This is a genomic window from Parageobacillus sp. VR-IP, assembly GCF_013357975.1.
GTDB lineage: Bacteria > Bacillota > Bacilli > Bacillales > Anoxybacillaceae > Saccharococcus > Saccharococcus caldoxylosilyticus.
Window position 1 is genome coordinate 50,414 of sequence record NZ_JABVYQ010000009.1, and the last position, 20,684, is coordinate 71,097.

The 20,684-nt window shown below is 42.8% G+C and carries 16 protein-coding genes and 4 pseudogenes; 2 read left to right on the forward strand and 18 right to left on the reverse strand.

The features are described from left to right. Positions 1-13: 13 nt before the first annotated feature. The 15 genes and pseudogenes from cas6 to gatC form a co-directional block, all read right to left on the reverse strand. Entirely contained in the window at positions 14-763 is a 750-nt protein-coding gene (gene cas6 / locus HT574_RS17375; RefSeq protein WP_175245573.1) for a CRISPR-associated endoribonuclease Cas6, read from the reverse strand. A gap of 14 nt (positions 764-777) precedes the next feature. After that, positions 778-978, reverse strand: a pseudogene (locus HT574_RS20590) (CRISPR-associated endonuclease Cas2); the annotation flags it as partial. 172 nt (positions 979-1,150) lie between these two features. Continuing rightward, the gene (gene cas5b / locus HT574_RS17385; protein ID WP_175245574.1) at positions 1,151-1,888 is read right to left on the reverse strand and encodes a type I-B CRISPR-associated protein Cas5b; all 738 of its coding nucleotides are present in this window, start codon (positions 1,886-1,888) and stop codon (positions 1,151-1,153) included. A gap of 15 nt (positions 1,889-1,903) precedes the next feature. After that, the gene (cas7b, locus tag HT574_RS17390) at positions 1,904-2,860 is read right to left on the reverse strand and encodes a type I-B CRISPR-associated protein Cas7/Csh2 (protein ID WP_175245575.1); all 957 of its coding nucleotides are present in this window, start codon (positions 2,858-2,860) and stop codon (positions 1,904-1,906) included. A 1-nt stretch (position 2,861) separates the two neighbouring features. Then, positions 2,862-4,577, reverse strand: coding sequence for a TIGR02556 family CRISPR-associated protein (locus HT574_RS17395; protein ID WP_175245576.1), 1,716 nt, complete (start codon positions 4,575-4,577; stop codon positions 2,862-2,864). Positions 4,578-5,506: 929 nt separating this feature from the next. Next, entirely contained in the window at positions 5,507-6,142 is a 636-nt protein-coding gene (locus HT574_RS17400; RefSeq protein WP_175245577.1) for an ABC transporter permease, read from the reverse strand. A 14-nt stretch (positions 6,143-6,156) separates the two neighbouring features. Then, on the reverse strand, positions 6,157-7,284 hold the full coding sequence (locus tag HT574_RS17405) for an ABC transporter ATP-binding protein (RefSeq protein ID WP_042408873.1): 1,128 nt from the start codon (positions 7,282-7,284) through the stop codon (positions 6,157-6,159). Positions 7,285-7,314: 30 nt separating this feature from the next. Beyond that, positions 7,315-8,181 (reverse strand): glycine betaine ABC transporter substrate-binding protein, encoded by an 867-nt coding sequence (locus HT574_RS17410; RefSeq protein ID WP_175245601.1) that lies wholly within the window; start codon positions 8,179-8,181, stop codon positions 7,315-7,317. Positions 8,182-8,670: 489 nt separating this feature from the next. Beyond that, positions 8,671-9,156, reverse strand: a complete 486-nt coding sequence (locus tag HT574_RS17415; RefSeq protein ID WP_175245578.1) for a DUF6803 family protein — start codon at positions 9,154-9,156, stop codon at positions 8,671-8,673. Between the two features lie 585 nt (positions 9,157-9,741). Then, a pseudogene (locus tag HT574_RS17420) lies at positions 9,742-9,936 on the reverse strand (pre-toxin TG domain-containing protein); the annotation flags it as partial. Then, positions 9,933-10,238 (reverse strand): annotated as a pseudogene (locus HT574_RS20095) (DUF5082 domain-containing protein). The pseudogenes HT574_RS20095 and HT574_RS17420, both read right to left, overlap by 4 nt. A 28-nt stretch (positions 10,239-10,266) precedes the next feature. Next, on the reverse strand, positions 10,267-10,626 hold the full coding sequence (locus HT574_RS17425; RefSeq protein WP_175245579.1) for a hypothetical protein: 360 nt from the start codon (positions 10,624-10,626) through the stop codon (positions 10,267-10,269). A gap of 81 nt (positions 10,627-10,707) precedes the next feature. Further along, positions 10,708-12,138, reverse strand: coding sequence for an Asp-tRNA(Asn)/Glu-tRNA(Gln) amidotransferase subunit GatB (gene gatB, locus HT574_RS17430; RefSeq protein ID WP_175245602.1), 1,431 nt, complete (start codon positions 12,136-12,138; stop codon positions 10,708-10,710). A gap of 13 nt (positions 12,139-12,151) precedes the next feature. Next, the gene (gene gatA, locus HT574_RS17435) at positions 12,152-13,612 is read right to left on the reverse strand and encodes an Asp-tRNA(Asn)/Glu-tRNA(Gln) amidotransferase subunit GatA (protein ID WP_042408885.1); all 1,461 of its coding nucleotides are present in this window, start codon (positions 13,610-13,612) and stop codon (positions 12,152-12,154) included. A 13-nt stretch (positions 13,613-13,625) separates the two neighbouring features. Next, complete coding sequence (gatC, locus tag HT574_RS17440; RefSeq protein ID WP_003253258.1) at positions 13,626-13,916, reverse strand: Asp-tRNA(Asn)/Glu-tRNA(Gln) amidotransferase subunit GatC; 291 nt, start codon at positions 13,914-13,916, stop codon at positions 13,626-13,628. Positions 13,917-14,130: 214 nt separating this feature from the next. Here gatC and HT574_RS17445 point away from each other — a divergent pair, with 214 nt between their 5' ends. Beyond that, positions 14,131-14,676 (forward strand): hypothetical protein, encoded by a 546-nt coding sequence (locus HT574_RS17445; protein WP_175245580.1) that lies wholly within the window; start codon positions 14,131-14,133, stop codon positions 14,674-14,676. A 76-nt stretch (positions 14,677-14,752) separates the two neighbouring features. Further along, positions 14,753-15,550, forward strand: a complete 798-nt coding sequence (locus HT574_RS17450; RefSeq protein ID WP_175245581.1) for a VOC family protein — start codon at positions 14,753-14,755, stop codon at positions 15,548-15,550. Positions 15,551-15,775: 225 nt separating this feature from the next. On the opposite strand, the pseudogene HT574_RS17455 reads toward HT574_RS17450, so the two are convergent. The 3 genes and pseudogenes from HT574_RS17455 to HT574_RS17465 form a co-directional block, all read right to left on the reverse strand. Continuing rightward, a pseudogene (locus HT574_RS17455) lies at positions 15,776-17,527 on the reverse strand (ABC transporter ATP-binding protein). Between the two features lie 335 nt (positions 17,528-17,862). Continuing rightward, a complete protein-coding gene (gene pruA, locus HT574_RS17460; RefSeq protein WP_175245582.1) occupies positions 17,863-19,410 on the reverse strand; it encodes an L-glutamate gamma-semialdehyde dehydrogenase in 1,548 nt (515 codons plus the stop codon). 106 nt (positions 19,411-19,516) lie between these two features. Beyond that, positions 19,517-20,680 (reverse strand): CamS family sex pheromone protein, encoded by a 1,164-nt coding sequence (locus HT574_RS17465; protein ID WP_175245583.1) that lies wholly within the window; start codon positions 20,678-20,680, stop codon positions 19,517-19,519. Between the last annotated feature and the right edge of the window lie 4 nt (positions 20,681-20,684).

Sequence of the window (20,684 nt, forward strand, 5' to 3'; positions counted from 1 at the left end):
ACAAAGGAAGTGCTCAGCGTTCGAAAAGAAGGCGAAACATGCCGAAACCTTGGGAGTTTCGTCCGCCAATACCTACGCGATACAAAAAGGTTAAGTTGTCTGGGGACGAACGAAGGCGATAATATCCGAGCCAAGCGGTAATATAAAATCCTTTAAAAACCGTTACGACTTTATGCTTTTCGGTTACGCGAATCGGTTCGATAAATAACCGTTCTTTTGGCGGAACGCCGTAATACGCTTCATATTTATTGCGGAAATTTAATTCGACTAAATGAGAAAATACTTCATCATATGGACTAAAAAATTGCGTTTTTTTGCTTCCGTCGACGGTTTCGTACGTGCTGTAAACCGTTAGCGGCGAAAGCATCTCTATTTCAATTTCTTCGCTTTTAATCTCTCGCTTTTCTACGTCAATTCGCTTTACTTCCACAGGCTGTCCACCTATTTGCACATCTGAACGCAATAACAAATATTCCCCAAGCTCTTGCGTTACTTCCGGCAATACGGTGCCGACATGCCAATGGAACTCATCGTAAAACGTAATCGTCTTTCGCTCTAAGTTTAGTTGATGAGAACCGAAAAGACGGCTAAACGTAAACAGTTTGAACGACCGCTTCCCCTTGCGAAATCCGACTTCATGTAAAAAATGAGCGAATGTTGGATTTTGCAAAGAATGATATAGCAATCCTTGCAGTTGTTGTTGATAATGAAGCGGGAGAGTAACCGGCTTCTCTCGCCCGCTCATCGTGATCGTCAATCGCATCGTTTCCCTACTTTCTAAAGGATGAATTCATCTCCACCTTTTTCAATCCCATTTCTTCCCGCATGGAATATTTTTGTGTACGAAAGATGTAAAAAATGACAGAATCTTCATCTGGGGCCATGACGTTTTTGTAGCTCCATTTTCAATTTTTGATAATTGGCGACAGTTATTTCACCCTCGAACACAAAATTTTGTACCCAATGAAGATACTGTTGAAAAAACCATTCACTTTGCCGATGTCATCAAAAACGGCAATCCATTTGTTCCATTGAGAAAACCATGATTGCTTTGTGATTGAAATTTTTCGCCGATAAAAACAAGAAGGAGAGATGCTCTACTCCCTCTAAATGTTTAGACAAGTGATAATGAAGATGAGAATACATCTCATCACTCCTTTCCGTGATCGTACAAAAATACAATACGCTCTCCCGTCTTGTTTTCCCAATAATGGGACACAACCGCACGGATGGCTTCTCCGCTCGCTTCAAACAAAATTTCTTCGTAATCGGACACAATTCGTTCCTCGTTGATCTGAAAAGCGAACCGTTCCTTTCTATATTCTTTTCCCGATTCGATACAAAGGGATGTCACATATTTTTCGGGAATCACCGAAACAATCGAAACAGCCTCTGCATGATTGTTAACTAAGCGAAATTCCTCCAAAGAAACGTATTGGACATCAGCGATGCACTCACTAAGCCCCATGCAGACAGTATATACACTTCGGTGTTGCTGTATATAATCGATTAACTGTTGAAACAAAGACTGCTCTTTTACATGGACATAGCAGCGAAAATGCGGAAACCGCAAAAATTCGGTACGGATTTGCGTCCGCGCCCCTTCGCGTCGTTGCTTTGGAACCCATATATTTCCCTTCGTATTGACATGGTTCAATCCCATCCGTATTTTCCGAACTGGGCTCATAATGCGAATCGCCATGTTGACCGTTTCATGATTCACATAGCGCAAATATGCGTTTTCCTCTTTTCCCAAACCAATAATGGCCCCCAATATGCCAAAAAAAGATGTGGGCGGAATGATCGAATAAGTCAAAGGTGATGACGTAGAATAGATTTTGCGAAAATGTCCGAAATCCGCACGAATATCAAATACAAGCACATTCATGTTCTTCATTCCTTGCTATTTGACCTCTACTGGAATTCCCGCAGTTTTCAAACTTTCGATAATATCTTCACTGCACACAAGACGATCATTTTTTTTGATCTCCACTCTTTCAATTTTCTCTTTTTGTTTTTCCATAACACGGATCAATGGTGCAGTATCGAGGATATAATCGGAGACATCGCGGATTTCCTCATCGACTTTTTCTGAGTGCAAAGAAATATATTTATCTAGCTCGCCGATATGAAAATGTTTTTCCTTATAGACAATACGAAGCAATAAGCGGGGAATTTGCCCTGCTTTAGAGCGCGAAATCAAATTTTTCGTGCCATTCCACATCGCATCGAACAACAATTGCACATCTTCTTCCGTCAGTTTCGTATACGCGGCAGCCGTTTCATTGATAACCCCGTAAAAGGCAATAAGGGAATAAGGGAGAACATATTCTTCCCGGAATGTTTTTTGCATCATCCCGCTTCCCGATGCAAAAGCGCCTGTTCCTTTAATATATTCCAATTTGACTGCGTGAAGCGACTGTCCCATTTTGAATTGAACCGGTCCTGTATGGGTAATAGAGCTTTTTTCTTTTGCGTTTTTTTCAATAGGCAGCGTCACGCCAAACAAACGGACATCAATGCACTGACGCAATATCTCTTCATTAATAATCCGTTTCATCTCAGCAAGCGACAGTTTGGATTTATCCAATTTTTCGCCGTCTTTGACTAAAAAATCTTCCGCCCGCATTTTCGCATCTTGGATGTACTCATTTTCTCCCGCAATTTCGCGAACAAAAATTTCTTGATGACAATAATCATATAAATAGTCTCGAATGGTGCGCTTTAGCCGAACATCTGTTACAATGTTTCTTCCCGTTTCTTCATCAATCCTTGGTTTATTCTCATCAACTGGATCCCCGTTTGGATTGGCCCATTGTACATCATATAAAAACAATAGTTCAGAGCGATTTTGCAGCATATTATGCCTCCTCCTTTGCCATTAATGATTCTCTAACCTTCGAAACTAGATTCATGCCGCAAGCAAAATAAAAATTCAATTCATCTACTGACATTTTCCACCTTGAGGATGAAAACAAAAATAAAGTGGAAATTTCCTCAGCTAACTGCTTATGGATAAAATGATAGGATTCATACTCTTCCAACTTATTGATTACTTTCGGAAGCAGCCCTTTTACGGCCCGCTCGTCCATTTTCAGCCCCATTAATTGCTTTAGAAAAGGCTTGCTGCCGTACTTGTTTTGTTGAATGTCGAGAAGCATTTGCGTCAATGAACCAAGCAGAAAAACAGCTTTCTTTTCCGGAGTATCTAGCTGCTTTCCGTACTTTTCAAACAGCACACCAAATTTTTCGCTCATGGCAGTTCCTCCTTTAACCGGCAACACACCAGCCTGCTCTAAAAATACAATTATGGCAATAGCCTGCCTCGTTTTATAAAAAAAAGACGGTCCCCCTGATTGGTAAGCAGGCAATTCTTTGCGCAACTGTTCCATAATGAATTTGGCCAAAAAAGAAATAGAAAGCGACCGCTTTTTGAATACCGACTCGACGATGTGCAAAAAATATTTGTCGTACGAATTATGGAAGAAAGTCCGGATAAATCCAAAATGGAATGAATGATTTCCTTCCGCATATAGATGTTGTTCGACATAGGACTTGGCTTTGAACAGTTCACTGATTCTTGAAGGCAACACATCTTCGATCAAAAGCAGAATTCGTTCCGCACTTTGAATTTTTTGCAAAAATAATAGCTGGATAGAAACGACATTTTTCATATCCTTCAACATGTCCATGACATCTTCTTCCGTGGTCATAAACGATTCGATCTGCTTCTGATGCATCCGTACTCCTTTTTTATGGGAAGATAAATATTCCAACACCTCTGCAAAGCCATTATCCTCTGCAACAGGAACGATCGGCTTGGGGATAAGCAAATAGGAAAATCCATAAAATTGAAAACGAAGATTCTCTTCAATAAATCTTCTTCCTTCTTCAATATATGACTTACAAGAAAGACAAACAGGATAATTTCTCCACGCCTTTTCTTCATCCAATCCTCCGGTGATAAATCCCGGCTTATCAAGCGTATAAAAACGAAACACCGACATTTTGCCAATAACGGTATCTTTCCGCTGCCCGCAAATGGAACAAACTTGATTAGACGCGGATAATTCCAAATCCTTTTCATTGATCAAAAACAGAAACGCATCACGAAACTCGGGAATATCATAGAGATACGACCCGTCCACCTTTAAAGAAAGAATCGTCCTTTTACTAGAAAACGACAACTTGCTTTGTAATTCTTGCAAAATACGGTTTTTTTCTTTTTCCAATACTTCTTGAATGCCACGGAAGAAGCCATTTCTATTGACTTTGCACATTTTCTTAAACCATCCTAACACTTTTTGCTGGTACGTATTCTCTACTGTTGTGATTTTGGCTGTAGGCGAGTAGTTTACCCCGCGGGAAGAGCCGCTGCGAAATAAATATTTACGAAAATCAGATTTTTGTTCCTCTACTTCACAGCCTTTCCAAACAAATGCACCGTCGCTCCCTCTTTGAAGAAGAATATGTATACAATGGGGATAGCCTGGGTTTTCAATAAACTGATCAATAGCTTCTCGGTACTTTCCTCCCAATTCTATACACCCTATTTGCGCTATTGTCTCTATCAACATACCACCCCATCATCATACTTTTTTACTACATTGTACCAAAATAACACAAAAAAAGAGAATTGAATTTTTAAATTTTGCATTTTTCGAAATGAATGGTTATATCAATGAAAAACAAAAAAGAAGAGGCCGCATTCAACTGCCTCTTCTTGCTTTCACTATTAGTAAAATTTACCCATCATAGCTATTTTCCGGCCTACATCTTTTGGCAAACAGGATACTAGCTCGATCGGGGAAGAAATTTAATCATTCATTTAGTTCCTATCCTTATAGGTAAGATAACCGTTTGGATTGGTTAGCTTGCCATCATATTTCTTTCAATTCCTTATAGTTAAGATACAAACTCCTACTTTCAGAATAGTTTCAATTCCTCATAGTTAAGATGCAAACGATATTTTCAATATCATTATATTACTTTTCATTTAGGCTGCAATTCTCCGTCGTTACGATCATCCCAAAAACGGTGATGTATTAACGTTTAAATATACGCCATTTCCAAAACTTCGTCAATAGATGAAAATGCTGATGGCTGCAGAGAGGAAAGGAAAAAAGAAGTCCCGTCGATCCTCTGCGCTTTTTGCACGATTGGAAGTCGACGACATTTTTTCACCATGGATAATATTATTATATGACAGAACGATCATCCGATTTGGAAGAAGACATGACGAGCATGAAAGAACGTTAACCATGTAGAAACATCTATTTGTGTTTCTGTCAATGAAACAAAAGCAATCAGCGAAGCCGTCCACCATGGTCAAGAAGTCCTCACCGCGAAATATGGCGCACTCTTCTCTTGATGTCCACGAACGGAAAGGAAAGGCTACCCAAAGCATGTGTTAAAGACTAGCTACTTGCCCTCTAGTTGGGCGAACAGCGGCAGGCACTGTTTACGATGAAAAAGAGGAAGAAATACGGTCCTTCCTCTTTTTTTGCTATGATTTTAAGCCTTTTGGTGTTACTTTATTTTCTAGCTTCCGTAATAAAAGATCAAATAAAATCGCTAAAATCGCTGCTGGGATGGCACCGGCCAAAATCAAATTTTTATCGGCGATCCGCAGTCCGCGGTCAATGAGATCGCCTAAGCCGCCGGCGCCGATAAAGGTTGCGAGCGCCGCCACGCCGATCGTCAAAACAGTAGACGTTCGTACGCCTGCCATAATCACTGGCAAGGAAAGGGGAAGCTCGACCATCCATAAAATTTGCCGCGATGTCATTCCCATTCCTCGGCCGGCATCGACAAGCGCGGGATCGACGCCAAGGATGCCTGTATACGTATTGCGCAAAATCGGAAGCAGTGCATATAACGTTAACGCAATAATAGCCGGCAATTTCCCGATTCCAAAGATCGGAAGCATAAATCCTAACAAAGCAAGGCTTGGAATCGTTTGAATAATAGCAGCGATGCCGATGATTGGTTCAGCCAGCTTTTTATGTCTTGTCAAGACAATGCCAAGCGGAACGGCGAGTAAAATCGCAATGATCATCGCGATTCCGGAAAGCAAAATATGTTCTTGGAAAGCGATCCAAATCTCTTGTTTTCGTTCTATCAGCGTGTTTAGCAAATCCATTTCTCATCCCACCTTCACGGTTGCTTTTGAAACTCCCATTCCGCCAGCCCGCGCATCATGCTCGATCTCGTGATGACGCCGACAAGGCGATCCCCGTCCAATACGGGGATGGCGCTGACGTCCCGTTGATGGAAAATTTCCGCGACGTCCGTCACATCAGCATCCTTTGTTAGTGTCGTCACATCGAAATCAGCAATGTCCGCCACAAGAAGATGTTCCTGATGATAATGTTTTTCTAGTTCTTTTAATGTCACGACACCAAGAAAGGATTGCTTTTTATCCGTAACGATTAAGCTGTCTACTTTTTTCTCTTTCATAAACCGGAAGGCCTCTGCCAATCCGCGCTTCGGCGATACCGTGGCGATGGAATGGGACATTAAATCTTCCGCTGTCGGCACGGCTGTCTGTCTTTGTGCCAGACGGTTCTCTCCAATAAAGCCGCGTACGAATGAGTTGGCAGGACGGCGCAAAATTTGATCCGGCGTAGCAAATTGTACGATTTCTCCGTCTTTCATAATCGCAATACGGTTGGCAATTTTAATGGCTTCATCCATATCATGGGTGACAAACACAATTGTCTTTTGAATTTCTTCCTGCAATTTCACAATATCCTCTTGCAGCTGTTCACGGCTGATCGGATCGAGCGCGCTAAACGGCTCATCCATCAAAATGATGTCAGGCTCTGCGGCAAGGGCACGAATGACGCCGACCCGCTGCTGCTGGCCACCGCTAAGCTCCGACGGGTAGCGATGTTTAAACGTTGCCGGATCTAACCCGACAAGATCAAGCAGTTCGTCAACCCGTTTTTGATAAGCGGACGGCTCCCATTTTTTCAGTTTCGGTACTAAAGCGATATTTTCCGCAATCGTCATATGTGGGAACAGCCCGATTTGCTGGATGACATAGCCAATGTTGCGTCGAAGTTCCACTGGATTCATTTTTGCAATGTCCTGCCCGTCAATATATATCGTTCCAGACGTCGGTTCAATCAGGCGGTTAATCATCCGCATCGTCGTCGTTTTTCCGCATCCGCTTGGCCCGATTAAAGTGACCAATTCTCCTTTTTGAATTTCGAGATTAATATTTTTCAATGCGACAAAACCGTCGTCATATTGTTTCCATACATTTTCAAAGCGAATCATCCGCATCCCACCCTTTGTTATGAGAAAACATTAATCTATCAATCCTTCTGCTTTCAAAAAGTCAATGGCCGCTTGTTTTGGACTTTTTCCTTCCATATTTACTTGCGCGTTGAGTTCCATCATTTTTTCATCCGTTAAAACACCTTCGAGCTTATTCAAAACTTTCTCCAATCCAGGGTTGGCATCAAGTGCTTCTTGACGGATAATCGGCACAGCGTGATAAGGCGGGAAGTAGTGTTTGTCATCTTTAAGCACAACGAGATGGTATTTTTTAATGCGTGCATCGGTCGTATAGGCGGTAATGACATCGATATCGCCGTTTTTTGCCGCTTCATACTGCAAGTCAGGATCAATGTTGGTAGTTTTCTTAAACTTAAAGCCGTATGTCTCAACTAACCCGTCATACCCGTCGCTCCGCTCAAAAAATTCCGGATCGGAGCCGAATACAAGCTGATCAGATTTCTTGGCGAGGTCGGAGTACGTTTTTACACCCAGTTTGTCGGCAAGTTCTTTGCGCATTGCGAGGGCGTAAGTGTTGTTAAAGCCGAGCGGCTTCAGCCATGCGATGTTAAACTTTTCTTTATACTGCTTTTTCGTTTCTTCATAAATTTCTTCCGGTGTTTTCGATGGATCATATTTGTTTTTTAAAATGTTTAAGTAACCAGTACCCGTATATTCCACGTATAAATCGACATCTCCCTTTTCCATGGCTTGCTGCAGCATAAACGCGCCGCCCAAACTATCTTCTACTTCTACGTCTAAATCGGTGTTCGCCTTCAAATATTCGGCAAGCAAGTGGGTTAAAATCACCTGTTCAGTAAACTTTTTACCCGCGACAACAATTTTCCCTTTCTCCGCTTTTTCGCCAGCTCCGCAGGCGCTTAAAGTGAAGAACATGGCAGCGGATAAAAATAGAAGCAAGCATTTTCGCAATGAAATTCCTCCTTTATGTGATTATGCATGCGTTATTGATATAGATTGCGCTGAAGTGATGTGCAGTGGCAAGGAGAGGCCATAAAATGGGAATAACGGGTGAAAACAGTCACAATAATAGTATATCGTCAATTGGATGTTGTTTACAAGTTTTGTATAGAGCTATATCTTTGCATATTTACCAATTTGCCATGTTGACTCAGGAGCAGATTCCGTATTCTTAGAAATGCTCTGATATACTCCCATATCCTCAAAATTCAGTAGGAATTATGGGAAAGAAAACAAAATAGAGATGCATGAAATAAGGGACGGCAACACAAAATGTGAAAATGCCATCCCGAGTTTGTTGGCAATTTTTATCATTCTTGATGCATCAATCGTCAGCCATTCTTCGCCCGTGTATGTAAAAAATAAAGCGGTATGATGCTTCTAAGCGCCATACCGCTTTATTTTTTACATATGCATATGATGAGAATGGCCGCCGATCGATGGATCGAGCATTCCAAAAATCATGGCAATATGGGCTACTACTAAAAATATACCAACGAAAGTGGAATGATATTTCAACTTTTGTTCCTCGCTCCATCTCCGCCCGATTATGCCTAAATCGATTAGACTTAATCCCAATAACGGAAGGACTCCCATTAAATAGAATCCTACCGCAATGATATCAATCCATCCGCGCCATTCCCCATTCAATGTAAACGGAATGACAGCATTAACAAATAAGTAAATAAAAATTACTAAAAAGTAAACACCAACAATGATGCTGCATATTTTGTTGACTTTACGCATCATTCCATCGAAACGGTGAGTAAAAAGAATGGCTAGCTCCGTTATTGCAATGGTCTCCGCAAGGGCAACGGGAATAGCCATAAATAAAATCAAATTCCAAGGTTGATTCACCGCTAACAGTTCCATGTAATGCGTCATGTTCATCTAATCACCCCCGGCATTTTGTTGACACATCTACATCTATTAACTTTAATCCCAATTTGTGCATTTTCTTTGGAAAATTTAAGAATAATTTATGGCAAAATTCATTGAATCCTCTATGTTGCAAGCGCCAGGTGGAGGAATATAGGAAGCACCGAAAAACGGTGATATGGATGTGATTGCCTCCTATACAACAGATGCATCCATATTAAACCATTTGGATATTGGACGATGACCGGCCTGTTGGCGTCATCATGCGTTCAAGCATGATACATGGGCCAGTGGAATGAGAATTTCGCAGATAAGTGAAAGAGGCTGACTCAAAGGTGAATTCAGCGACCTTTTGAGCCAGCCTCATATAATATGCTTATTTGATTACTGTTACGTTTCTCATGTACTTTACCGCTTCTTTCTCTGCTTCGCTCCATCCATACGCGGGGCACTGGGCCGATTCCCGCCAAGTCCGGCTGCCACGGACAAATGGAATGCTGGCGAGAAGGTCGTTCCATTGCTTTTTGAACGAACAGATTGTGTTGGTAATCGGCCTTTTACCACGTAGAGATACGCCGCTTGAAGGGCAGGCATAACTTTATAGCAGTGGAGCCAATGAATCAGCTCGTCTTTGAGCTCAAGATCATCAGAACCGATGCCGGTAATCTCTATCACTAAAGAGGGAAGTTCCCAGGAAAGCGAGGTCCGCGCACGACAGCAAGCTTCTTCCGCATTTGGGATATGCTTTGCTACCGTTTCCAACTCTTCTGGTTTGACTCGAATCGTCGTCATTGCCGTTCCTCTATCTTTTGGCGAATCTGGGCGATTTCCCTGCTTATTTCATGAAGAAGACCGTCTGCCGTTGCATCCATCATTTTCCGCAAGCTCCCGGATATCGGCTCATGCGCTTTCCCCGTTTTTTTCTGCCAATGCGGGACATTCTCGGCACTTACGGGATAAAATGCTAGAGTCCCATGCCGAAAATCCCCGATTGTTTCTTCGACCTGCCTCTAATAAGACTTAAGACCATCCATCATCGTCTCGTAGTCCTTGCGTTTCACTTCTTGTTTGATCGATTCTGATAAAGACGCCACCTTGATTTTCTCCCCCCATTTATACCTTCTACTTAAATGGTAACATAGGGAAAATCAGGATAAATAATGATATATTCCTGTTTTGCCAGATGGCAATCAGGACTTTTTCCTTTTTCCTTATTGATGATTCTGTCATGTGAAACATGTCAAAGTTCCTCCGAAAACAACCTGTTTGTGGAACAAACTTTTTCATACATGGAACGATCACGTTGAAGAGGATGATCAGAAAGACCAAAATGAAAAAACCAAACAAGCTATGCAGAAACGATGATGATGTCCGTTCCGCCCCATCCAATGGTTGACGAGACGAAATAGATTGTTCTTCGCCGGAAGAAAACAATCCTAGTTTCTTTGCTTCGGCGTAATAGTATTCCTTTCTTTCACGCATATGGATTATCCAAAACATCAATAGGAAGTTTTTTAAAATAAAGTAAAAGCTGGCTGTATATAACAGCCAGCTTTTGATTGTTTATCGTTTATTCATTTCTTCTATTAGCAACTTATTAACAAGCGGCGGGTTGGCTTGTCCTTTTGTCGCTTTCATCACTTGGCCAACTAAGAAGCCAAGCGCGCGGTCTTTACCGTTTTTATAGTCTTCGATCGATTGCGGATTGGCGTCGAGCACTTCAATGACGATTTTGCGCAATGTCGCTTCGTCGGAAATTTGCACAAGCCCTTTTTCTTTGACGATTTTTTCTGGGTCTCCGCCTTTTTCAACGAGCTCTTTAAATACCTTTTTCGCGATTTTCGATGAAATCGTGCCATTTTGAATGAGCTTAATCATGCCGGCCAAGCTTTCCGGCGTCAACGCGATCTCATGCAGTTCTTTTTGCTCGGCATTTAAGTATCCCGACACTTCGACCATGAGCCAGTTGGAAGCCAGTTTCGGATCCGCTCCGTTTGCCACCGTTGCTTCGAAAAAGTCGGCCATTTCTTTTGTCAGCGTCAGCACTTTCGCATCGTATTCCGGCAGGCCAAGTTCTTCGATGTAGCGTTTTTTGCGCGCATCTGGCAGCTCTGGAATCGATGCGCGGACGCGCTCTTTCCATTCGTCGTCGATATACAGCATGACAAGATCTGGCTCTGGGAAGTAACGATAGTCTTCCGAACCTTCTTTCACGCGCATGAGCACCGTTGTTTTCGTCGCTTCATCAAAGCGCCGCGTTTCTTGCTGGATGACGCCGCCGGAAAGCAAAATTTTCTCTTGCCGTTTCGCTTCGTATTCCAAACCCATACGCACGAAGTTAAACGAGTTTAAGTTTTTCAACTCTGTTTTCGTACCAAATTCGTTCGAGCCAATTGGCCGAAGGGAAATATTCGCGTCGCAGCGAAGCGAACCTTCTTCCATTTTACAATCGGAAACGCCTGTATATTGGATGATTGATTTTAATTTTTCTAAATACGCATACGCTTCTTCTGGGGAGCGGATATCCGGTTCTGACACAATCTCAATTAATGGAGTGCCTTGTCGGTTAAAATCGACAAGCGAATAGCCGTCGCCGGTGTGCGTTAATTTTCCGGCGTCTTCTTCCAAATGAATGCGAGTGATGCCAATTTTTTTCTTTTTGCCGTTCACTTCAATTTCAATCCAGCCGTTTCTGCCAAGCGGCTGATCGTATTGCGAAATTTGATACGCTTTCGGGTTATCCGGATAGAAGTAGTTTTTGCGGTCAAATTTCGTTTCAGTCGCGATTTCGCAGTTTAGCGCCATCGCCGCTTTCATCGCAAATTCGACTGCTTGTTTGTTCAACACTGGGAGAACCCCTGGGTATCCTAAATCAATGACGTTCGTTTGCGTGTTTGGGGGCGCTCCGAACGCATTTGGGCTGCTGGAGAAAATTTTCGATTTTGTCTTTAGCTCGACGTGAACTTCAAGACCAATGACCGTTTCAAAATTCATCATGTTTCCCCCCTTATAACGCTGGTTTTTGTTTATGATAGTCGGTCGCTTGCTCGAACGCATGGGCGACACGGTAAATCGTGCTTTCATCAAAATGTTTGCCGATAATTTGTAATCCGACCGGCAAGCCGTTCACAAAGCCGCACGGTACAGAAATACCAGGAACACCGGCAAGGTTTACTGGAATCGTTAAAATGTCGTTTGCATACATTGTTAACGGATCGTGCGTTTTTTCGCCGATTTTAAACGCTGGCGTCGGCGTCGTCGGCCCGATAATGACGTCGTATTTTTCAAATACCTTTTCGAAATCTTGTTTGATTAATGTCCGCACTTTTTGCGCTTTTTTGTAATATGCGTCATAATATCCGGAACTTAACGCGAACGTACCGAGCATGATGCGGCGTTTCACTTCATTTCCGAATCCTTCGCTGCGCGTTTGTTTGTACATATCAATTAAGTTTTTCGCATTATCCGTGCGGTAGCCGTAACGAACTCCGTCAAAACGGGCAAGGTTCGCGGACGCTTCCGAAGAAGCAAGCAAATAGTAAGTCGCTAGCGCATACTTTGAGTGCGGAAGCGATACTTCTTCCCATGTCGCTCCTAATTTCTCCAACACTTTTAATGCATCAAGTACGGATTGGCGAACTTCTTCTGATACGCCTTCGCCTAAATATTCTTTCGGCACGGCGATTTTTAGGCCTTTAATGTCACCGGTAAGCGCCTCTACATAATTTGGCACTTCTACATTTGCCGATGTTGAATCCATCGGATCTAAACCAGCGATGACTTGCAATAAGTAGGCGTTGTCCTCTACCGTACGCGTAATCGGGCCGATTTGATCAAGTGAAGAGGCAAACGCGACAAGTCCGAAGCGCGATACGCGTCCGTATGTTGGCTTCAAACCAACAACGCCGCAGAACGCTGCTGGTTGGCGAATCGAACCACCCGTGTCAGAACCTAAAGCAAACGGTACTTCGCCTGCCGCTACTGCCGCAGCGGAACCGCCGCTGGAGCCGCCCGGCACACGCTCTAAATCCCACGGGTTGCGCGTCAGTTGAAAGCCGGAGTTTTCTGTGGAAGACCCCATCGCAAACTCGTCCATGTTTAATTTTCCAATCGTAATCGCACCGGCTTCATGCAAGCGCTCCATGACCGTTGCGTCGTAAATCGGGTCAAAGTTATACAAAATTTTGCTTGCACATGTTGTGCGCAATCCTTTTGTCACAATATTATCTTTAATGCCAATCGGCATGCCAAAAAGCGTACCGAAATCGTTTTCTTCTTTCGCCAGCTTGTCATCTAACTCTTTCGCTTTCGCGCGCGCGTTTTCCTCATTTAGTGTTAAAAACGCTTGCACTTTTTCTTCCACTTCGCCAATGCGGCGGAATGATTCATCGACTAAATCAGAAACAGAAATTTCTTTTTTATGTAATAAACGATGTAATTCGGAAATTTTATGGTCAAATAATGACATTGCTTCCCCCTCCTTACTCTAAAATCGCTGGCACGCGAAACTGACCGTCTTGGTGATCCGGCGCGTTTTTCAGCACTTCCTCACGCGGAAGTCCCGGTGTCGGCACATCTTCGCGCATGACGTTTTTCATATCAAGCACGTGTGATGTTGGCGGAACATTTTCTGTATCGAGCTCGTTTAATTGTTCAGCAAACGTAATAATCGCGTCCAACTGCTTCGTAAACATTTCTGCTTCTTCGTCCGTAATCGCCAAACGCGCCAAATGCGCTACATGTTTTACTTGTTCAATAGAAATTCTCGACATCTTTTTCACCTCCAATGAGTTCGACCTATCACAATACTATGATGATACCAAACTTTCATCGAATGAAGCAACATTTGCCGCATCCTGTAAAAGAAAACAAAAATGAGGCTAAAAAATAATCAAGGTAAAACCTACTATTGCTTGATAAAACCGAACGTACGTGCTATATTAAAGGAAAGACATTATTTTTTATTTTTCGAAAAGAGAGAAATCGATGACTGATGTACTTCCCCAACAAATATTAGATCGTCTTGGGAATATGGGAGACACCCTGTATCGTCTAAACGACGGACAACAGCGGCTGGAAACGGAAATAAAAGATTTACGCAACGGACAACAACAGCTAGAAAACGAAATAAAAAATCTAAGTGATGGGCAAAAGCGGTTAAAAAAAAGATGTAAAAGATTTACGCGATGGCCAAAAACGTTGGAAAATGAAGTGAAAAATTTACACGATGGTCAAAAATGTTTGGAAAAAGAACAGGCTTATTTGAAATCCGGACTAAAAGAACTGAACGAACTAATGACGGCACTTCTTTACCGGCAAGATAAAACAGATGCCAAACTCGAAGCCCTCGCAATGGACGTACACAACATCCAAGGTGAAATCGCTTCTCTCAAACAAGGCCTTTATAAACTTGAGAAAAAAGTAGATTCCCATTACCAACAACTGAACGAACAGCTAAACAATATTAAGCTTGATGTCGATTTTGCTGTTCATAAAACGACGGATAATGAGCGAGAGATATATAAAAAATGAAAAGCAGGCTGTTTTAGGCATTTATTACCAAACAGTTCTCGCCCTCTATTTTTTATAAAAAGGAGAAGTAGCCAGCATGGATATTATGTTTGACCATATCGTTCACTTTACGAAAAATCCGGAAGAAGCGAAAACCGCGTTTCAGCTTATCGGATTTCACGCAATAAACGGTGGAAAACATCTTTCTTGGGGCACGTATAACTGCTTGAACTACTTGACAGGACTACGATATATTGAATGGATCGGCTTTACGGACTTTGATAAAGCAAAAACTTCCGACAACGTATTAATCCAGCAAATCGTCGCAGACTCCCATAAAGGAGAAGGCTTTTCGCAATTGGCATTCCGCACGGACGATATCGATGCTGTCATCGCCCACATCCAGGCAAAAGGACTAAAGCCGATTGGCCCGTTTTCCGGAAGCCGAAAACGTGAAGACGGTAAAGTATTAAGCTGGTCGATGCTATTTATTAAAGACGAACAAGATGATACATGCCGCTACCCGTTTTTTATTCAGTGGGGCGAACCCGAAGAGGTCCGCACGAAAGAAATGGCTCCTCTCATGCAACACAGGATCGGAATTCCATCCCTTTCGTATATTGGGATGAATGTAAGTAACCTTGATGAATCATTGCAAAAATATTGCCGTTTATTTGATGTGCCGCGCCAGTCTGTAACGGAAAGCAGCGATGAATTCGGCACCTATTCCGAACTTGTTATCGGAAACATAGCGGTCCGCTTTTATGAGGCAAAAAGCCTCGTTATCTCCATCGACAGCGCTCTCATCAACCGTCCGTTTTTATGCGGAATCACCGGAATGCCAGAAAATAAAGTTATCCATATAAAAAATGGGATCTATCATTTTACTTTGTAGCGTTTCATCAAGCGGAATGGCTTCTACAGGAGCAGGGCAACAGCTAAATTGGAAACTCATACAATCTCATTAAAAACACCCATGAATGGCCAGCGAACACCTCTTTTGCCCATTTTTCAAGAAAAGGAAGCTCCTCTATAGCAAGTATATTACGATATGCTCTTAAAATTTTAACATCGGGTCCGTACCTATGCACTGCGATCGGAAAAGAAATTTATTTTGCGTTTACTCCGATATTGTTTGGAATTGTTGTTCGGCCAGTTCTCTGTAGAGCGGATGAGTTTGCAGCAATTCGCTATGTGTTCCGACTCCGGTGATGGTCCCATTCTCTAATACAACGATTTGGTCTGCGTTGATAACGGTGGAGAGCCGGTGAGCAATGACAAGTGTGGTTCTTCCTTCCATTAGCCGCTGCAAGGCCTTTTGAACAAGAACTTCCGATGAACTGTCTAGGTTTGAGGTTGCCTCATCAAGGAGAAGAATTTTTGGATTGCGTATAAGAGCGCGGGCAATGGCGATTCTCTGTCGTTGTCCACCTGATAATTTGATTCCCCGTTCCCCAACTTCCGTCAAATATCCTTTTGGAAGCCGCTCAATAAATTCCGCTGCATTTGCCAGTTTGGCTGCTCGCTCTATTTCTTCATCGGAAACGTCTCTATTTAGCCCATAACAAATATTGTCGCGTATCGTTCCTGACATCATTGGACTTTCTTGCGAGACATAACCGATTTGACTGCGCCACGAATGTAAGTGAAAATCTTCAATATTGGTTTCTCCAAGCAATATTTCTCCTTCATCAGGTGTGTAAAATCGCTCTAGCAAAGCAAACAATGTCGTTTTTCCACCGCCGCTTGGACCAACAATAGCCGTTGTTTTTCCTGAAGGAATGGTGAGCGTTACTTGTTTGAGTACAGGCTCTCCCTTTTTATAAGAAAAGGAAACATTTCGAAAATATATGTCTTGCTCAGGACTTTGCACCGCAGGTAAGTTGCCTCTTGGCTCTTTCTCTAAGGATAAAATGCTTTGAATTCGTTCTGTTGCCCCCATTGCTTTTTGGAATGAGGTGAAAAATACAGCCATCTGACTAAAAGGAACAACAATTTGAATCATATAAATAATGATGGCGACAAGAGAGCCCGATGAAAGCGTGCCTGAGGCTACACGAACTCCGCCATAACCGATTAAAATGACTAAAACGAGCATCATCACAAAGGTCATAAAAGGGGAAATAACAGCCTGTATTCTCGCTTCTTTTAGACCGAATTGAAATAAATGAAGAATCCCTAGTTCCCCATTTTTTTGTTCCTCTTTCTATGCACAATAAGCTTTTACAAGACGAATATCGGATAACACTCTGCCAAGATTGGCTGAAAAACTGGCCATTTCATCCTGAGTAGCTTTTGAAATTTTGTACATTTTTTGCCCAAGCGGCCAGAGAATGAGGAGCGAAACTGGAATAGCCGTCACCATCATAAGGGTCATTTTCCAGTCGATAATAAGGAGAATACTAACAGCCCCTCCAACCGAAATGAATCCAGTGAGAAATGTAACTAAATGTTGAGTGATCAGTATTTTTACCGTGTTGGTGTCTTGAGTAATTCGGCTCATCGTTTCTCCAGATTGGTGATGGTCAAAAAAAGAAATAGGCAATAATAAAACTTGATTCCAAAGCTTTTTACGAATTGCTGCAACCACATATTCCCCAATATAGGTGAGGAAGTAGTAAGAAAAACCGGAAGTGATCGTTTGCAAAATAAATGAAGCCGCAAGCAAAATAATAATCGATGGTTCTACCGTAGATGCAGCGATCTGGTCAACAAGAGATTTAGTAAACCATGGTACAATGAGTCCAACCCCTGTTTCGATCAAACTAAGAGTAATAGCAGTGACAAAAATCCATTTTGGCGGCTTCGTACTCTTAATTAACTCCCAGAAACTTTTCCAATTGTCTATAGGCATATCACGATTCTTCCCCACTCAAATTCACTCCTTCTTTCGCTAAAAATATTTGAACAGATTTTGCAATCCTTTCCTCTTCTTCTTTGGAAAAAGGAGATGAAAACAGCATTGGCTCTTCAGCAAGTTCATTCCTCTTTCAAATGAAATCGTGATAAATCTTCGCCAAAAACTTCTTTTGCAATTTGACCTGTTTTTCGCAAACTCACCGATTGGATACGTCTTTTTCATCGTTCTCCCCCTCTGACACTATCATAAAACATCACATAACATTGGAATCAATAAAAATGTTTAAATTCAACGAACCGCGCCAACACATAAAAAACCCTCCCCGCCTAGGCAGAGAGGGTTTTTCATTAAAACATTTCCGATACCGTTTTTGCTTGCATATGCAAAATCAAGTAGTCAGGGCCGCCTGCTTTCGAGTCCGTGCCGGACATGTTGAAGCCGCCGAACGGTTGGTAGCCGACAATCGCGCCCGTGCAGCCGCGGTTGAAGTAAAGGTTTCCGACATGGAACTCTTCCCGCGCTTTTTCGAGATTGGCGCGGTTGCGGGAAATCACGGCGCCTGTTAAACCATATTCCGTGTTGTTGGCAATTTCAAGCGCATGATCGAAATCTTTTGCTTTCGCAAACGCCACAACCGGTCCGAAAATTTCTTCCTGCATGATGCGCGCGTTTGGATCAACATCAGCAAACACGGTTGGCTGAATGAAGAATCCTTTGGAGTCGTCTCCTTCACCGCCAGTCATGAGACGACCTTCTTGTTTGCCGATTCCGATATATTCCATGATTTTGTTATACGCCGATTGATCGATGACCGGTCCCATAAACGTGCTTTGCTCTGCCGGATCGCCGACTTTGAGCTGTTTTGTCAGCTCAACGACGCGGTTTAATACTTGATCATACACATCTTCTACCACAATCGCGCGCGAGCAAGCCGAGCATTTTTGCCCCGAGAAGCCGAACGCTGATGCAACAATCGATTGTGCCGCTAATTCTAAATCGGCTTCTTTGTCGACGACGATCGCGTCTTTCCCGCCCATTTCCGCAATGACACGCTTGAGCCAAATTTGGCCCGGATGCACTTTCGCCGCACGTTCATAAATGCGGATGCCGACATCGCGGGAACCAGTAAAGCTGATAAAGCGGGTGCGTGGATGGTCAACGAGGTAGTCCCCTACTTCCGAACCACTTCCCGGAATGTAGTTTAATACTCCTGCTGGAAGGCCAGCTTCTTCCAACACTTCCGCGAATTTATATGCAACCACTGGCGTTGCGCTCGCAGGCTTCAGCAGCACCGTATTGCCGGTAACAAGCGATGCGACGGTCGTACCAGCCATAATCGCAAATGGGAAGTTCCACGGCGAAATGACGACGCCGACGCCAAGCGGAATGTAGAAAAATCGGTTCGTTTCGCCTGGACGGCTTTCAACTGGAATGCCGTCTTTTAATTTCAGCATTTGCCGCGCGTAATATTCCATAAAGTCAATCGCTTCTGCCGTATCGGCATCCGCCTCTTTCCACGGTTTTCCCGCTTCTTTTACCATCAATGCGGAAAATTCATGTTTGCGGCGGCGCACAATCGCAGCGGCACGGAACAAAATATCCGCACGCGCTTCCGGCTTTGTTTTGCTCCACCATTTAAATGCTTCATCAGCAACTTTCATTGCCTTTTCGGCAAGTTCTTTATTCGCTTTCGACACGCGGCCGATTACTTCCGTCTTATTCGCGGGGTTAATCGAAACGATTTTCTCGTCGGTTGTGACCCGTTCACCGCCAATAATTAAAGGATAATCTTTGCCAAGCTCCGCTTCGACTTTTGTCAGCGCCTCTTCAAACGCTTTTCGATTTGCTTCAACCGTAAAATCTGTGAGCAGTTCATGCTTATAAGGTTGTACCATCCGTGATTCCCCCTTTACAGAATTTGCAAAAAAAGCGTTTACAACCTCTACCTACCATTCTAACGAATAAATCGGCATGATTCAATTTTTTAGAAAAGCGAAAAAACTATTGATAAATATGGACAAACGGCTGATCTGCCTTCGCTTGCCGAACAATAACGCTTTCCGGGCCAACCGTGGAGTTGATATAAATGCTTACATTAATATAATCTGGAAACTTTTCCATCGCTAATCCGGTCACGTATTGCGTAAATCCGATCACTTCCGCTTTTCCATAAAACGGCATGGTAATGTTAATCGTTAATTGCTGCAGCTGGTCATTTACATATAATCCCTTTCCAACAACCCCGGTATAATTTGGAAAGAATTCTTCAATATCGGATTTAAAGTTATTAAATTTTAACCAGTCGTCGCGGTGATTTTCCTCCGCTTCATCTGACGGGAATAAATAATATTCCTCTTTAATCGCTTCCCAATCATCAATTGTACTGCTTCCTTCATCAACATGGGTAACGGCAAAAAAGTGCCCTGGAATCACGGAAGCTCTCGGTGCCTGTTTATATAAAGCAATCGTAATCGGAACTTCTTTCAAACTTTTCATGTCGCGAAGCCGGGAGAGCACTTCCGCGGCGATGCGTTTTCCTTCCCGTTCGATGACATCGTCTTTTATTTTTTCTTCGCGCGGGTAGCCTTCTTCCGTTTCATAGTAATGAACCGAATTCAGCGCCAGCCCGATGACAACTCCTCCTAACTTCACTTTATCGTCGCTTATTTTCATTAAATAATCATGTTCTAAAATGCTTGCCAAATAAATCGGGCTTTTTTTGTTTTTCTCTTCATTCGTTCCCTTGTCGCTAATAGGCGGATTTAAACCGACGTTTTCTGATGGTTTCACTTTTTTCTTTTTCATTTGCTCCGCCGTGAGTTTTCGTTGCAGCCAGCGCTGCACTGTTTCTTTATCTAAATATTGGCCTTCTTGAAATAAATAATCTTCCGGCGAAAAACGTTTTTGTGCGATGCGCATCAGTCCAGTTTCAAACTCATCGACGTCTAGGCGCGTATTTAAATCTTCGACTACTTCGCCGCGCGCTCCCGATGGTTGAAACGGCAACACAACACGGTAATAGGAGTCGGAAATATTGTATTTCGGAATGACAGCCTTTTGCTCTTTATCATTTTTTTTCTGTACTACCTCTTCCTCGCCGAATTTTGGCGCACAGGCGGAAAGAAGCAGAAGCAGAGTCATCCATATCATAAACTTTTTTTTCATGTTT